Origin of the sequence: Micromonospora sp. URMC 106 (genome assembly GCF_051386395.1) — a bacterium.
Classification (GTDB): Bacteria; Actinomycetota; Actinomycetes; order Mycobacteriales; family Micromonosporaceae; genus Micromonospora.
In genome coordinates, this window is record NZ_JBPQTP010000020.1 from 26,490 (window position 1) to 40,756 (window position 14,267).

Genomic DNA, 14,267 nt, shown 5'->3' on the forward strand with positions numbered 1-14,267 from the left:
CCGCGCCGCGACACGCCCGACGGGTGCCGGTCAAGCAGGCGAAACCCACCTCTCGTCCGATTTGCTCCGCCGATCGGCCATTTTGCCCCGTTGCGTCGTGTCCCTGCCGGCCGTTGTCACAGTTGACACTGGTGACACCCCGGTTGGTGGCCTGCGCGGCGAAGGAGTCGGCATGGCAAGGACTGATTCGACGGGTTCCACGTGGCGGTACCGGTGGGCGCACCGGCAGAACGAACGGCGGCGGCGGGTGTTCCGCGGCGCCGAGAAGGCCTGGCGAAGACGCGACGACGAACTGCGCCGCCTGCGTACCCTCGCCGAGGAGTTCCAGGGCTCGGCCGCCGCGGGCGCGGGGCTGCCGCTGGAGCTGGCGCCCGACGAGGTGGTCTTCTGGGTGCTGCCGGCCGCGCAGCTGGTGGAGGTCCGGCACACCACCGTGCTGCCCGCGCCGGACCTGGCGCTCGCCCCGGAGGCCGCCACGCTTCGGCCCCGCAGACCCGACGGCGTCCGCGTCACCGACGCCGGCATGGCGGTGATCACCAACCGCCGGCTGGTGCTGCTCGGCGGGCGCGGCCGGCGCGACTGGGCGTACGGGAAGATGACCGGCCTGGCCCACGACCCGCACGCGCCGGTCACCCTGATGCAGGTGCTGGACCGGCGGCGCACCTCGGGGCTGATGCTCCCCGTCGACATCGCCGCCGACTTCCGGTTCAAGCTCACGCTGGCTTTCGCCGACGCCATCGAGCAGCGCGGCGCGGTGCTCGACCAGCTCGACGAGGCGATCGCCGAGCACGCCCAGCTCAAGCCGTTCCGGCCGGTGATCGCCACCCCGGGCCAGGCCCGCGCCTTCGCCCTCGTGCCCGGCGGCCGGCGCACCGTGGCCGTCGCCGCCGGCATCGCCCTGCTGGTGCCCGCCGCGCTGCTCGACACCGACCCCGCCGACCCGACCGGCGCCGAGGTCGCCGTCGCGGCCACCGCGGCGCCGAGCGCCACCGCCGCCTCGCCGGCCCCACCGCCCGCCGGACCCAAGGTGCCGGCCGCGTCCGCGCCGCGCCGCGCCACCGCCTCGCCCGCGCCGACGCCCGCGCGGGAGCGGCGGTGCGGCGCCCCCGCCAACCCGATGGGGTACGACTTCTGCGGCGGCAACCGCGTCCGCAAGCCGGCCGCCGAGATCTGCGACTGGTTCGACTGCGTGCCCGACTTCTGGGCCGGCCGGGGCTACCTCGTGCAGTGCCGCGACGGCGCGGTCAGCCTCACCGGCGGACGGCGCGACGCCTGCGCCGAGCACGACGGGGTACGCCGCACGGTCTGGAGCTGATCCCTCGGCGGGGTGCGTCGCGGGCGGCCTGCTCGGCGGGGTGCGTCGCGGGCGGCCTGCTCAGCGGAGGCGTTGCAGGGGGAGCAGGCCGACGAGGATCACCGCGGCGGCCAGCGGCAGCAGGTCCAGGTCCACCGCGATCCCCAGGAAGCCGAGCAGCACCGGCACGGGCACCCACGCCGGCAGCAGCCGGGGCCGGGTGGTCCCCGCCAGCACCAGCAGGGTGAGGATGCCGGCCTGGAACAGCAGCGGCCCCAGCGCCATGGCCGGATCGGGCAGCGGCGCGACGTCGGCGAGACTCGGGAAGAGGTCGCCGAGGATCACCCAGACGAAGCCGGCCACCCCGACCAGCCCCAGCACCGTCGCGGCCTCGGTGAGCGCCCGCCTCCGGGGCGACACGGCGAGCAGCAGCCGACGCAGCCCGACGACCAGCGCGCCGAACAGCACGATCCCGACGAGGAAGAAGGTGTGGCCGACGTCCCAGGCCCAGCCGTCGCCCCGGTCGCCGTCGAGGCCGTCGACCAGGCGGAGCAGGCCGTAGAGCAGCAGGAGCGCCGGGCCGCCGACGGCGGCCGCCGGCACGAGTCTCGACGTGGTCCGCGCATCGGTGTCAGTCATTCACCCAGCGTCGCCGTCCGGCCGGCCGCGTTCCATCCGGGACTTCCCGCACCGGCCCCCGACCGACCACCCCGAGTGCCGGCTGAGGGTGGGTGGCGCGGCCGTCGCATCATGTTCCCGTGATCAAGCTGAAGCACGACGGGCACCGCAAGAAGAAGAAGCGCGACTACTGCGACGGGTGCGACTGCGACACGCCCAACTGCGACGTGCCCTGCTGCGACCTGGGGCTCTTCTCCTTCCTGCTCACCCTCGGCGCGCTGCTCGCCCGGCTCGTGGCGCCCTCCCAGGCGACCGCTCCCGCCGGGCGGGCGCCGCTGGTGGACCGCGCCGGGCGGGCCGCCATCCTCGGCTACCGGCGCTGGCTGTCGCACCGCTGGCCGGGACAGTGCCGCTACACCCCGACGTGCAGCGCGTACGGCCTCGAAGCGGTGGAACGCTACGGGCTGGCCGTCGGCGGGAAGCTGGCCGCCGACCGGCTGCGCCGCTGCCGCGCCGACGTGCCGCGGGGCACCCACGACCCGGTGCGCTGATCAGGGTTGCCCCTGACCTGCGGAGTATCCCACCCGCCCACGCTGCCGGTTCGGCCATGATGAGGTCATGGAGATCCGCTCCGACGACGGCGCCCGGGTGAGGATCCGGCCGGTGGGCTACCAGCCCGGGGTCGAGCCGCCCGACGATCCGGAGGAGGCGGCGGACTGGGACGACTGGCTGCTCATCGAGACCGACGCCCGCACCGCCGACGGCCAGGCGTGGTCGCACTTCACGCCCTGCCTGACCGTGTCCGAGGCGTACGCGCTGGCGGGCTGGCTACGGCAGCAGGCCGAGACGACCGGCGATCCGGCGCAGGCCCTGGCGGTGGCGCGCTTCACCGAGCCGAACCTGGCCTTCCGCGCCCGCGTGCTGCGGCGCCGCCGGCTGGCGTTGACCGTCGAGTTCTCGTACGAGTCGCTGCCCCCGTGGATGCGGCGGCAGCCGCTCAGCGCGGTCTACCCGCTGACGCTCACCGTCTCCGCCGACGCCCTCGCGGTGGCGGCGGAGCAGTGGGCGCGGGAGACCGAGGCGTACCCCCGGCGGGCGACCGCCTCCTGAGCGCCGCCGACCCGCCGGGACCGTGCGCCGAGCTGCCGGCGGTGGTGGATGCCGCGCGTCCGCAGCTCCCGGCGGTACGTGTCGAAGTCGTAGCCGCGACGGCGTAGATCCGGCGATCCGCACGTCTGCAAGGACACGCCCAACGCCATCCAGTCCGGAGCTTCAGGGCTGGAAGTACTCCGACATCAGGTGGCTGACCCATTGCGGCTGCTGGACGTTCACCGGCAGGAACTCGGTCATCGTCGGCTTGAGGTCGATGACGGGGGTGCCCGACACCGCGTCGAGGCCGACCACCGTCAGGTCACGGCCGCGCACGGATTCGATCGCGCAGCACGTCACCCCGATGCGGTTCGGGCGGCGGGGGCCGCGGCCGGCGAAGACGCCGACGGGCGGGAGGTCGGCGCGGCCGCGGTTCGGGCGGGGCTCGCGGTAGTCGTCGTGCGCCGGGAACTGGTCGAAGACGAACAGCACGTCGATGTGGGAGAAGCCCTCCAGCCCCTGCAGGCACGCGTCGCCGAAGCGCTCGTCGATGGTGATCGTGCTGCGGACGGCGCCCCAGTGGTCGCTGTGCTGGACATCCGTCCTGTCGTTTCGGACCGTACCGATCGGGTTGATCTCGAAGCTGAGCATGGGGAGAGGCTGTTCCCTTCGGTGGATGCGATCTTCGGCCGAAGCGGCGTGACGGTCACGCGACGAACAGGAGCACGCTGATCGCCACCATCACCGCGGCGGTGGCCGCGTGGACGCCGTAGGCGACCGCCTTGGGCCCGTTGCTGCGCAGCACGATCAGTGCGTCGCCGGCGGGCATGCCGGCGGCGGCCAGCATGGACCAGCCCAGCAGGTGCGGTGTGGCCCCAGCCAGCAGGATGAAGATGAAGATTCCCGAGGCGATGTCGCGCACGGCCTTGACGGCCAGCCAGGCCTGGAAGGTGCGGTCTTCGGTCGGCGTGTCGGGGATGCCGAAGCCGACTGCGGCCTGTGGCGCCCGGAAGGCGTTCACGCCGATGAGGATGATGCCCGCGCCGATCAGTCCGGCGAGCACGTTGGCGATGGTGGTGAGCATGGGCGGCTTCTTTCTTGATGACGCGGGCGTGGCGCGAGCGGCGTACGCGGCGCGGGGCGCGTCAGGCGATCGTGACGGCGGAGGTTCGGCTGGGGGTCAGGGGACGATCACCACGCCGCCGCGGACGCCGCCCCGGGCCAGCCGGTCGTGCGCGGCCGCGGCGTCGGCGAAGGGGTACACGCCGGCGACCCGAAGCGGGATGTCGCCGCTGGTGACGAGTTCGACCAGTTCAGCCAGCCGCGATCCGTCCGGTTGCACCTCCAGCGCGACGGTCCGGATGTTCCGCACCGGTTCCGGGCGAAGCGGGGGCGACGCGGCCACGTAGCCGCCGCCGTCGCGGACGAGGCCCAGCAGCGAGGGGCCGATCACCGCCAGGTCGATGACCGCATCGAACGTCCCCGTCGGGTCGTCGGCGCGCGACAGGAACGCCGCGCCCAACGACTCCACGAACGCACGGTCGTCGGTTCCGGCGAGTCCCGTGGCGCGCAGGCCGGTCGCGCGGGCCAGCGCCAGGACGAACCCGCCGACCTGCCCGGCGGCGCCGGTGACGAGCACGGTCGAACCCGCCGGGAGCGCGAGCAGGTCGAGGGCCTGGGCGGCGGCGAGGCCGTTGGTCGGCAGGGTCGCCGCCTCGGTGGCGGGGACGCCGGCGGGTGCGCGGGTCAGCCAGGCCGCGTCGAGCACCACGTACTCCGCGTGGGCGCCGACCGTGGTCCGCAGCCATGGCGAGAAGCCGATGACCTCGTCGCCGATCGTGAAGTCCCTGACTGCCGGGTCGACCGCGTCGACGGTGCCGGCCACATCCCAGCCGGGCGTGTACGGCAGACCGGTCGGCAGCGGGGCCGGGAACCGACCGGAGCGGATCATCAGGTCGACCGGGTGGACGACGGACGCGGCGACCCGCACCCGTACCTGCCCCGGCCCCGGCACGGGCACCGGCACGTCGGCCACGTGCAGGACCTCCGGCCCGCCGAACTGTGCATAGCTGACTGCGCGCATCGCTGCCTCCCTGGTGGGTTCTTCTCGTGATCACCAAGACCGTAGGAATCAGCGGGCACCGTCAGGAAGTAGGTACCGTGAAGTGCCTAGGGCACCGGTGGAGGGCAGGATGGCGACGACGACCGCGGCACAACGCCGCGACCAGGCCAAACGCGACTACGACGCATTCCTGGAACAGTGTCCGACCCGTGAGCTGCTGAGCAGGCTCACGGACAAGTGGGTCGCACTGGTGATCCCGGCCCTCGCCGACGGCCCGCGGCGGCACAGCGAACTCGCCGACCGCATCGCCGGCGTCAGCCAGAAGATGCTCACGCAGACCCTGCGCACGCTGGAGCGCGACGGCCTGGTCGCCCGCACGGTCACGGCCTCGGTGCCGGTCCGCGTCGACTACGAACTCACTCCGCTCGGCCATGAACTGTTTCCGGTCCTGGTCGCGATCAAGAGCTGGGCGGAGACGCACATGGACCGGGTCTTCGACGCCCGCGCCCAGTTCGACGCACGCCCCTGAACCTCCGCACAGGCGGCGCAGCCTGTCCGCACACCGGCAGGCTCGCGCACTGTCGTGCGGCAGCAGCACCAGCAGTCCGTCCCGCACGTACCGGAACTCGGCAGCCGTCGCGGCTACTCTCCCCCTTCCGCGGCACTGTCCGCGCTGAGGTCCGGGACGGTGAGCGAGCCGTCGTCGGCGAGGGGATGCCAGGGTTCCAGGCGATCTCCCAGACGTGCCCGTCGGGGCCGGCGAAGCAGCCGGCGTAGCCGCCGTCCCGCCGGTCCGGCCGGCGGCGAGGTGGTGTGGCTACCGGCCCAGATCCGGTGCCGCCGGGCCGGTCAGCCGTAGCTGGCGGGCGTTGGCGCGGGCGTGACCGGCGAGGATCTCCCGTGCCTCACCGTGGTCGCGGCGCGCCGCCGCGACCACTCTGGCGACGCGCCCGGCGGCCTCCTCGACCCAGTCGAGGGGCTGCGGGTCACGGCGGTTCTGCTCGGCGGCGCGCTCGGCGTACCCGGCGGCCACCTCGGCGGCCGGCAGGTCGCCCAGCAGCAGGTTGGCGTACGCCAGCTCCTCGTCGAGCAGGACGTCGATCCATTCCTGTCCCGGGTCGAGCTCGGCCAGCCGTTCCCGCAGGTGCGACAGGTAGCCGTCGAGCGTGGCGTACCGGTCGAAGAACGGCGCGGCGCGGGAGACGACCGCGTCGACCACCTGCGCGGCGATCGACGAGTATCCGGCCAGCGTGGCGGGCGCCTCCCAGCGGCCCAGCCGGAAGCCGCAGGTGTAGCTCTCCGGTTCCGGCTCGGCCAGCAGCTGCACCTGCGCGTGCAGGAAGAACGCCGGCCCGTACGCCGACGGCTGCGGCACCACGCGCGCGGCCGTCCAGCCGACCGGTGCGCGTACGAGCGAGTCGCCGGCCAGCTCCCACCCGTCGCCCAGCGCCGGGATCACGTGGCGTCGCAGTGCCTCAATCCACACCCGAGTGTCCATCGGTCAGCACCGTACCTCGAACACCGGTAGCTGACGGTTACGGTACTGCGCCGGCAGGTTGCGGTGGAGCTTGTCGTACCAGTCCTGCTTGAGTCCCTCGTCGCCCGTCTTGAGGTCGAGGAAGAACTCGGGCCGCAGCGGGTCGGCACCCACCACGACGTCGGCGCGCGCACTGCCGGCGGGCCAGACCTTGCGCCCGAAGTAGGGGTTGTAGCGCATTGGCGCGATGCGGCCCCGCAGGTAGGAGACCTCGCTGTGCAGGTTGCCGCCCTCCGCCTCGATCAGCTCGGCGAACCGCTTGTGCACGGCCGTGCCCCAGGTGGCGGCCGTGTGGTGTGGCTGCCGGGCGACCTCCCGGCAGGCCTGCCTCGCGAGCTGCTCCACCCGGGCCTTCGCCTGCTGCTGGGCCGGCGTCAGGCTCGGCGACGTCGCGGTGGGGAAGACCATCGCGCTCCGGGTGGCCTGCGGCTGGGCGGTGGCTGTCGGGGCGTTCGGCGCGGTGCCGGCCGGGGTGGGCGTCGGCGTGGCGCGATGCCGCCGGTTGCGGGCGAGTTCCCTGGCCAGGTCGTCGGCGAGCGCCTTGATGTCGGCCTGGACGAGCGCCCGGGCGACCGTCGACGCCTGGGCGCGGACCGTGTGGACCCTGGGATTGCGTGACGGCGGGATGCGGTAGCGGGCGAAGCAGGACGTGGTGGCGCTGCCGTTGGGCCGCATGCTCTTCGTCGTGGCGCAGGTGGCGATCGGGCGGCCGTCCAGCGTCATCGAGGTCGTGATGGACGCGTTGACCGGCCGGTTGACCGACAGGTACGGCGAACTCGACACCACCCGGTTCGACACCGTCACGTTGGCGCGGCATCCGTTGACGGTGCAGGGGGAGAGCGTGATCGCCCCGCTGAGGGTGAACCTCACCTGGGAGTCGACCGAGTTGCGCAGCTCCTGGACGCGGGCGGCCAGGGTGCGGAAGAACTCCTCGGTCTCCTCCGGGGTGAGCCGTGCGATGTCGAACTCGAACTCGTCGTCGGCCCGCGCGCCCCGGGCGATCAGCCGTACGCCTGCCGACCCGTGGTCGTTGCGGGTGCCGGTGACCGTCGGGCCGGTGCCCGCCCGGGCCGCCACCCGGACGACCTGCCGCGGCTCGGTCGTGGTCACATGGACCATCAGCCCGCCCGCGTCGATGACCTGCACCGGCACGCCGTCGATCGTCGTGGTGGCGCCGGGGACCGGCAGGTCGGTGACGCCCTCGCCCGCCAGCACCTCGGCCAGGGTCGAGGGGGCCAGCGAGTCGCCGAGGTCGAGGCCGAAGTGCTCGTCGGCGACCTGCACCCACTGCCGGCCGTACTCCGCGACGACGTCGGCCCGTACGCCCGTGCTCCGCCAGTAGGCGGCGGGGGCCTTGACGAAGGTGCGTTCCCCGGTGTCCAGCGCCTGGAGGCGGTGGCCGTTCACGCCGAGCTGCGCCAGCGTCGAGCCCTCGGTGGTGACGCGCGCGTCGACGGTGACCCGGTCGCCGTCGCCGTCGGTGAACCAGCCGGTGTAGCGGGCGCCGGGCACGCTCGCCACCGTCACCGCCGCGGCGGCCAGGTCGCCGGCCGCCGCGACCTGCCGTGCGACGTGCGGGTCGAGGGGCGGGGCGTCGGGGTCGTCGCCGACCGTGCGGACCAGGAAGACGCCGAGCAGGGCGCAGACCAGCAGCAGCGCGAAGGCGCCGCCGCCGAGGCCGACGAAGAGCGCCGTGTGGTTGCGGCGCGGGGGCGGATAGCCCGGGTAGGGCGGGGGCGCGGTGGCGCGCAGCGGCGCGCCCGCCCACGGCTGTCCCGGCGCGGGCGCCGGCTGGTACGGCGGCGGCCCGGGCGGCGCGGCGTGGTACGGCGGCGGCCCGGACGCCGCGGCGTGGTGCGGCGGCAGTGGCGGACCCGGCGGCGGGCCGGTGTGCGCAGGTGGCGGGCCCGCCGGTGGGCCGGTCTGGGCAGGTGGCGGGAGCGCCGGTGGGCCGGCCTGGGCAGGTGGCGGGAGCGCCGGTGGGCCGGTCTGCGCGGGTGGCGGGAGCGCCGGTGTGTGCGGACAGTGCGCCGGCTGCTGCTCTGGCTGCGCGTCGTCGGCCGCTGCGCCCTGGACCATGATGTCTCCCCGTGAGGTGACCGGCACCGTCGGTGAGGAGTCTATGGCTTCAATGCAAGGTGGTGTATGTCCCGACGGTCGGTGCGTGCTGCTGGTCTGACCGGGCAGTTCGACGTCGGCGTGCCATCGGCGCAGCGGTGACCCGCGCCGGCCGATCGGGGCCGAGGATCCGACGCCGCAGGGGTGGGCCTCCGGTCAGCCGCCCCGAAGGCCCACCCTCGACGGGGTCGGCGCGCTCAGCGCAGGGTGGCCGCGCCGGCGTCGGCGTACTGCTCGTCGAGGTCGCCGGAGGGCGCGCCGCCGACGCCGATGGCACCAATCACCTGCCCGCCGACGCTCACCGGCACGCCGCCGCCGAGGAACAGCGTTCCCGGGATGTCGCGCAGGGTGGCGCCCGCCCCGGTCACCCGGCCGGCCAGCGCGGAGGTGGGCTGGCCGAAGGAGACGGCGGTGAACGCCTTGCGGTGTGCGGACTCCGCCGTCTGGGGGCCGGCGCCGTCGCCCTTGAGCTGCACCTGCACGGTGCCTGACCGGTCGAGGACGACCACGGTGACCCGGTGGCCGCCCTTCTCGGCGGCCTTCACGGTCGCCTCGGCGGCGCGCAGCGCCGCGTCGAGGTCGAGCGACGGGTTCGCCACGACGTGGCTCTGGGCGGCTGGCGCGGTCTTCGGCTTCGCCAGCGGCTCGGCGGCGGAGGCGGTGACGGCGACGCCGGTGACGGCGGCCACGGCCACGGCGCCGGCGCCCAGGCCGAGCGCCATCCGGCGGCGGAAGTTGTGGATCATCGCGGGCTCCCTGAGGTCTTCGGATCGGGGTGACAGCCATCAGCCTGGCCGCGGCGCGCCGCGCGGTCATGGCACGCCGGATGCAACCGCGATACATCAGATGGTTGATTCGGCGGCGGCGAACCTGCCGTACGCTGGACAATTGTCAAGATCAATTGATCGGAGGTGGGTGGGTGGAGCGGCAGGACCGGCTGCGCCCGGCGATGCGGTGGGGGTTTCTGCTCCTGCTCGCCGCCGCCGCCTCCCGCTACGTCGTACGCCACGGCTGGGGCGCCGACACCGGCGTCGTGCTGGCGCTGGCCGTGCTGCTGCTGGCCGCGTACGCGGCCAACGAGCTGGGGCGGGCCGCGCCCGGCGCGCGCTTCGCGGCGGTGCTCGTCGCGTTCCTCGCGCTGGTGCTCGCCGCGCCGAGCTTCGCCCTGGTGGCGATCCCGCTGTTCTTCGTCGGCCTGCGCCAGCTCCCGCGACGCGCGGTGTGGCCGCTGGCCGGGCTGCTGACCGGCGCGGTCGTCGTCGCGCAGGTGCGGCTGGCCGACCGGCTCGACCCCAGCCTGGTGCTCGGGCCGGCCGGCGTCGCCGCCATCACCACCGTGGTCTTCCTCGAACTGGACCGGCAGAACCGGGCCCGGCAGCGCGCGCTCGACGAACTGCTGGCCGCCCGCGACGAGTTGGACCGCAGCCAGCGTGAGGCCGGGGCGCTGGCGGAACGGGCCCGGCTGTCCCGGGAGATCCACGACACCCTCGCCCAGGGCCTGTCCAGCATGAACCTGCTGCTCCAGGCGGCCGACCAGGAGTGGGACAGCGAACCCGCGCAGGCCCGCGGGCACGTGCGGCAGGCCGCGGCGACCGCCCGGGAGAACCTGGCCGAGGCGCGCCGCTTCGTGCGCGGCCTGGCCTCCCCGGCGCTCGACGGCGCCTCGCTGACCGACGCCCTGGAGCGGCTGTGCGCGGCGACCGAGCGCGACACCGGGATTCCGGTCCGGTTCGCCGTGGTGGGCCCGATCGCGCCGCTCGGCGTCGACAACGAGGTGGCCCTGCTGCGGGTCGCCCAGGGCGCCCTGGCCAACGTGCGCCAGCACGCCCACGCGCGGCGGACGGCCGTGACACTGACCTACGGTGACCAGGAGGTGACGCTCGACGTGTACGACGACGGGACCGGCTTCGACCCCGCCGCCGTCACCGGATACGGCCTGACCGGCATCCGGGAGCGGATCGCCCACCTCGGCGGCACCGTCGTCGTCGAGAGCGCACCCGGCGAGGGCACCGCGCTCGCGGTCAGCCTGCCGCTGCGGGAGGCCCGATGAGCACGCCGCTGCGGCTGATCCTGGTCGACGACCACCCCGTGGTCCGCGCCGGGTTGCGGGCGCTGCTCGGCGGCCGGCCGGACATGACCGTGGTCGCCGAGGCGGCAACGGCCGGCGAGGCGCTCCGGCAGGCCGCCGCGCTGCGCCCCAACGTGGTGCTGATGGACCTGCAACTCGGCGACGGCGTCGACGGCGCGGCGGCCACCGCCAACCTGCTCACCCTGCCGGAGCCGCCGCGCGTGCTGATACTGACCACGTACGACAGCGACGAGGACATCATGCGCGCCGTCGAGGCCGGCGCGACCGGGTACCTGCTCAAGGACTGCCCACCCGACGAACTGTTCCGCGCCGTGCACGCCGCCGCGGCGGGGGAGACCGTGCTGTCCCCGCCGGTCGCCGCCCGGTTGATGGGCCGGATGCGCGGCCCGCAGGCCACGCTCAGCGCCCGCGAGGTGGAGATCCTCACGCTGCTCGCCCGGGGCCTCGCCAACAAGGAGATCAGCCGCCAACTGTTCATCAGCGAGGCCACGGTCAAGACCCACCTGGTCCGCATCTACGCCAAGCTCGGCGTCGACTCGCGGACCGCGGCGGTGCACGCCGCCGTCGAGCGGAAGCTGATCCGGCGGTGAAGCGCCGCGCCCTGCTCGCCCTCACCCTCGCCACGGCCGCCGGCTGCGCCCGGCCCGCCCTCACACCGCCCCGGGAGGAACGCATGCCCCGCCCCGCCGACCAGGACCTGCTCGCCGCCGCGAACAGCGGGGACCCCGATGCGGTACGCGCCGCGCTGGCCGCCGGCGCCGACATCGAGACCCGCGACGCCCGACGGCGTACGCCGCTGCTGCTGGCCGCCGCGAACGACCACGTCGAGGCCGCCCGGATCCTGATCGAGGCGGGAGCCGACCCGGACGCGCTCGACGACCAGCACGACACCCCGTGGCTGGTGACCGGGGTGACCGGCAGCGTGGCGATGCTCGAGGTGCTGCTCCCCGCCGACCCCGACCTGACGATCGTGAACCGCTTCGGCGGGATCTCCGTCATCCCGGCCAGTGAACGCGGTCACGTCGAGTACGTCCGGCGCGTCGTACGCACTGGCATCGACGTGAACCACGTCAACGACCTCGGCTGGACCGCGCTATTGGAATGCGTGATCCTCGGCGACGGCAGCCGGCCGTACCAGCAGATCGCGGAGATCCTGGTGGCCGCCGGGGCGCGGGTTGACGTGCCCGACCGGGACGGCGTCGACGCGCGGGAACACGCCCGCCGGCGCGGGTACGCCGAGATCGTCGCCATCCTGTCGCGCTGAGCGGCGACGGGGCGGGAGCCAGGTGGTGGGCGTGGCCGCCGGGGGTTGGCATCGTCAGCCCGGCGTGCGCAGGGCGCCGGCCCGACCGCTCGCGGAGGCTCGGCGGCCGGGGTGCTTCCGGCCGCCGGGTTAAGCGGTCGCGAGGGTTCGGCGGCCGGCGGTAGCGTGCCGGCGTGTCCCGCACCGTGACCCTCGCCCTGCTCGACGCCGCCGGCGCACCGCTGGGCGCCCTGCCGCCGTTCGACGTGCCGTCGCCCTGGTGGCAGGACGTCGCCCCCGTCGTGGCCGAGGCCCGCCGGCGGTACGGCGTCGACGTCGCCGTCCTGCGCCTGCTCGGCGGCGACGACACCGGCACCATCGGCGGCGCGGTCACGTACCTCGGACAGGTCAGCGACCCGCCCGCCACGCCGCTCGTCCCGGCGGAGCTGGACCTGACGGCGGACCCGCTGCGCGCCCCCTACGCCGAACCCGGCGGGCCGGCGTGCAGCCTCGCCTGGGCCATGGCGGAGCTGCGGCGGCTCGGTCGGCCGGCGGAGACCGCCACCCAGCAGCGCACCTGGAACCTGTCGGCGGTCTGGCGGCTCGACGGACCGGGCGGGACGGCGTGGCTGAAGCAGGTGCCGGCGTTCTTCCGGCACGAGGCCGCCGTGCTGCGCTGGCTCCGGCGTGCGGCGCCGGGGAAAACTTCGACGCTGCTCGCCGACGACGGCGACGGCCGGATGCTGCTCGACCACGTGCCGGGCGAGGACCGCTACGGGGCGCCCATCGAGGAGCGGCTGGCGATGGCCGCCGACTACCACCCGGTGCAGGTGCGGTCCGCTGCGGACGTGGCGGAGCTGGTGGCGGCGGGCGTGCCGGACCTGCGTGCCCCTCATCTCGCCGGCTGGATCCGCGACCGGCTCACCGGTCACGACACGTCTTCGGTGGAGTTCTTGCTGGCCGGGCTGGAGGGGCGGCTCGCCGAGGTGGGCCGGTGTGGGCTGCCGGAGACGCTGGTGCACGGGGACCTGCATCCCGGCAACGTTCGCGCCTGCGCCGGGAAGCATGTCGTCATCGACTGGGGCGACGCGTTCGTCGGGCATCCGGCGTTCGACGTGCTGCGGCTGGCGGAAGGGCTCGACGCGGCCTCTGCGCAGTCGGTGGTTGAGGAGTGGTGCGCGCGGTGGCGGGCCGACGTGCCGGGGTGTGAGCCGGAGCGGGCCGTGGAACTGCTGCGGCCGGTGGCGGCGTTGCGGATGGCGGCGGTGTACGCGATGTTCCTGGACGGGATCGAGGCGAGCGAGCGGGTGTACCACGCGACGGATGTCGACGCCTGCCTGAAGCAGGCGCTCGGTCCGGCGCCTGCGCTGTGATGACTGCGGCTCGCGGTGGTCAGGCCCGGTTGTAGCCGGCGTACATGGCGGACCGGCCGGAACCCTTCGAAGACATGCGGGTCGCAAAGCGGGGAGGGATTACCGCAGTGCCATAGCATCGATGCTATGACCTGGGGTAGCGTGGAGCTGGAACCAGAGGTTCGAGACTGGCTGGAGGGGCTACCGAGCGCCGACTTCGCGCGAGCGGCGTTCTATATCGACCTGCTTGCGAGTAGGGGAGTGCTGCTCGGTGAGCCGCACTCTCGACAGCTCGACGGCAAGCTGCGGGAGCTGCGCTTCTACCTGGAGCGCGATGCAGTCCGGGTGACGTACTGGATAGCCTCCGACCGGCGGATCGTACTGCTGACCGTCTTTCGCAAGACGCGTATGCGGGAGGACCGGGAGGTGGAACGAGCCCGCCGGGCGCTTGAGCGGTGCGTGGCGGAGCGGCACACGGTGAACGAGGGGGCGGAGCGATGAGCGATCGCGTCGACTGGAACGACCTGCGCGACCGTCGGATGGCGGAGCCAGGAGCTGCCGAGGCGTACGAGGCGACGCGCATCGCCTTCGAGCTCGGGCAGGAGGTGCGGCACCTGCGGGAACACAAGGGGTGGAGCCAGAGCCAGTTGGCGAGGTCTGCCGGTATGACCCAGTCTGCCGTGGCCCGGTTCGAGGCGGGCGGCACCGTGCCGACCCTGCCGGTCCTGGAGCGTCTCGCACGTGCTCTCAACATGAGACTGGATGTCAGGTTCGCTCCGAACGCCGACGCCGCCTGAGCATTCGCCCCCGAACCCGACGGGCGGTTCGAGGCCCGTTCCTACGCAGCGAGGTGAGCCGGTCCAAC

17 protein-coding genes are annotated in these 14,267 nt (G+C 74.2%); 10 read left to right on the forward strand and 7 right to left on the reverse strand.

Annotated features, from left to right (window positions below; all coding sequences use genetic code 11):
• The first annotated feature begins 172 nt into the window (after nucleotides 1-172).
• The gene (locus ACSNOB_RS09575) at nucleotides 173-1,315 is read left to right on the forward strand and encodes a hypothetical protein (protein ID WP_436686225.1); all 1,143 of its coding nucleotides are present in this window, start codon (nucleotides 173-175) and stop codon (nucleotides 1,313-1,315) included.
• 60 nt (nucleotides 1,316-1,375) lie between these two features.
• On the opposite strand, the gene ACSNOB_RS09580 is transcribed toward ACSNOB_RS09575, so the two are convergent.
• On the reverse strand, nucleotides 1,376-1,933 hold the full coding sequence (locus ACSNOB_RS09580; protein ID WP_436686226.1) for a hypothetical protein: 558 nt from the start codon (nucleotides 1,931-1,933) through the stop codon (nucleotides 1,376-1,378).
• A 119-nt stretch (nucleotides 1,934-2,052) separates the two neighbouring features.
• Between ACSNOB_RS09580 and yidD the strand changes: the two genes are divergently transcribed.
• Together yidD and ACSNOB_RS09590 are read left to right on the forward strand one after the other, a co-directional pair.
• Nucleotides 2,053-2,463 carry a membrane protein insertion efficiency factor YidD gene (yidD, locus tag ACSNOB_RS09585; RefSeq protein WP_436686227.1) on the forward strand — a complete coding sequence of 137 codons (411 nt, stop codon included), beginning with the start codon at nucleotides 2,053-2,055 and terminating at the stop codon, nucleotides 2,461-2,463.
• Between the two features lie 67 nt (nucleotides 2,464-2,530).
• Nucleotides 2,531-3,022: a WapI family immunity protein gene (locus ACSNOB_RS09590; protein ID WP_436686228.1), complete on the forward strand. Its 492-nt coding sequence runs from the start codon at nucleotides 2,531-2,533 to the stop codon at nucleotides 3,020-3,022.
• Nucleotides 3,023-3,184: 162 nt separating this feature from the next.
• Here the strand turns inward: ACSNOB_RS09590 and ACSNOB_RS09595 are convergent, their stop codons facing one another.
• The 3 genes from ACSNOB_RS09595 to ACSNOB_RS09605 form a co-directional block, all read right to left on the reverse strand.
• A complete protein-coding gene (locus ACSNOB_RS09595; protein WP_436686229.1) occupies nucleotides 3,185-3,652 on the reverse strand; it encodes an SAM-dependent methyltransferase in 468 nt (155 codons plus the stop codon).
• Nucleotides 3,653-3,707: 55 nt separating this feature from the next.
• Nucleotides 3,708-4,085, reverse strand: a complete 378-nt coding sequence (locus ACSNOB_RS09600; RefSeq protein ID WP_436686230.1) for a DUF4267 domain-containing protein — start codon at nucleotides 4,083-4,085, stop codon at nucleotides 3,708-3,710.
• A 96-nt stretch (nucleotides 4,086-4,181) separates the two neighbouring features.
• Nucleotides 4,182-5,084, reverse strand: coding sequence for an NADP-dependent oxidoreductase (locus tag ACSNOB_RS09605; protein ID WP_436686231.1), 903 nt, complete (start codon nucleotides 5,082-5,084; stop codon nucleotides 4,182-4,184).
• A 109-nt stretch (nucleotides 5,085-5,193) separates the two neighbouring features.
• On the opposite strand from ACSNOB_RS09605, the gene ACSNOB_RS09610 reads away from it, so the two are divergent.
• Entirely contained in the window at nucleotides 5,194-5,592 is a 399-nt protein-coding gene (locus tag ACSNOB_RS09610; RefSeq protein WP_436686232.1) for a winged helix-turn-helix transcriptional regulator, read from the forward strand.
• A gap of 288 nt (nucleotides 5,593-5,880) precedes the next feature.
• Here ACSNOB_RS09610 and ACSNOB_RS09615 read toward each other — a convergent pair whose 3' ends face one another.
• The 3 genes from ACSNOB_RS09615 to ACSNOB_RS09625 form a co-directional block, all read right to left on the reverse strand.
• On the reverse strand, nucleotides 5,881-6,561 hold the full coding sequence (locus ACSNOB_RS09615; RefSeq protein WP_436686233.1) for a hypothetical protein: 681 nt from the start codon (nucleotides 6,559-6,561) through the stop codon (nucleotides 5,881-5,883).
• 3 nt (nucleotides 6,562-6,564) lie between these two features.
• Nucleotides 6,565-8,679, reverse strand: a complete 2,115-nt coding sequence (locus ACSNOB_RS09620; protein ID WP_436686234.1) for a hypothetical protein — start codon at nucleotides 8,677-8,679, stop codon at nucleotides 6,565-6,567.
• A gap of 236 nt (nucleotides 8,680-8,915) precedes the next feature.
• Nucleotides 8,916-9,464: a GlcG/HbpS family heme-binding protein gene (locus ACSNOB_RS09625; RefSeq protein WP_436686235.1), complete on the reverse strand. Its 549-nt coding sequence runs from the start codon at nucleotides 9,462-9,464 to the stop codon at nucleotides 8,916-8,918.
• A 173-nt stretch (nucleotides 9,465-9,637) separates the two neighbouring features.
• Here ACSNOB_RS09625 and ACSNOB_RS09630 point away from each other — a divergent pair, with 173 nt between their 5' ends.
• From ACSNOB_RS09630 to ACSNOB_RS09655, 6 genes are all read left to right on the forward strand, one after another.
• On the forward strand, nucleotides 9,638-10,768 hold the full coding sequence (locus tag ACSNOB_RS09630) for a sensor histidine kinase (protein WP_436686236.1): 1,131 nt from the start codon (nucleotides 9,638-9,640) through the stop codon (nucleotides 10,766-10,768).
• On the forward strand, nucleotides 10,765-11,397 hold the full coding sequence (locus tag ACSNOB_RS09635) for a response regulator (RefSeq protein WP_436686238.1): 633 nt from the start codon (nucleotides 10,765-10,767) through the stop codon (nucleotides 11,395-11,397). Before ACSNOB_RS09630 ends, ACSNOB_RS09635 begins: the two co-directional genes overlap by 4 nt.
• A complete protein-coding gene (locus ACSNOB_RS09640; protein WP_436686240.1) occupies nucleotides 11,394-12,071 on the forward strand; it encodes an ankyrin repeat domain-containing protein in 678 nt (225 codons plus the stop codon). Before ACSNOB_RS09635 ends, ACSNOB_RS09640 begins: the two co-directional genes overlap by 4 nt.
• 173 nt (nucleotides 12,072-12,244) lie before the next feature.
• Nucleotides 12,245-13,423, forward strand: a complete 1,179-nt coding sequence (locus ACSNOB_RS09645) for an aminoglycoside phosphotransferase family protein (protein ID WP_436686241.1) — start codon at nucleotides 12,245-12,247, stop codon at nucleotides 13,421-13,423.
• A 126-nt stretch (nucleotides 13,424-13,549) separates the two neighbouring features.
• Nucleotides 13,550-13,903, forward strand: a complete 354-nt coding sequence (locus tag ACSNOB_RS09650) for a type II toxin-antitoxin system RelE/ParE family toxin (RefSeq protein ID WP_436686243.1) — start codon at nucleotides 13,550-13,552, stop codon at nucleotides 13,901-13,903.
• Entirely contained in the window at nucleotides 13,900-14,199 is a 300-nt protein-coding gene (locus tag ACSNOB_RS09655; protein WP_436686244.1) for a helix-turn-helix domain-containing protein, read from the forward strand. The genes ACSNOB_RS09650 and ACSNOB_RS09655 overlap by 4 nt, the downstream gene beginning before the upstream one ends.
• Nucleotides 14,200-14,267 lie beyond the last annotated feature (68 nt).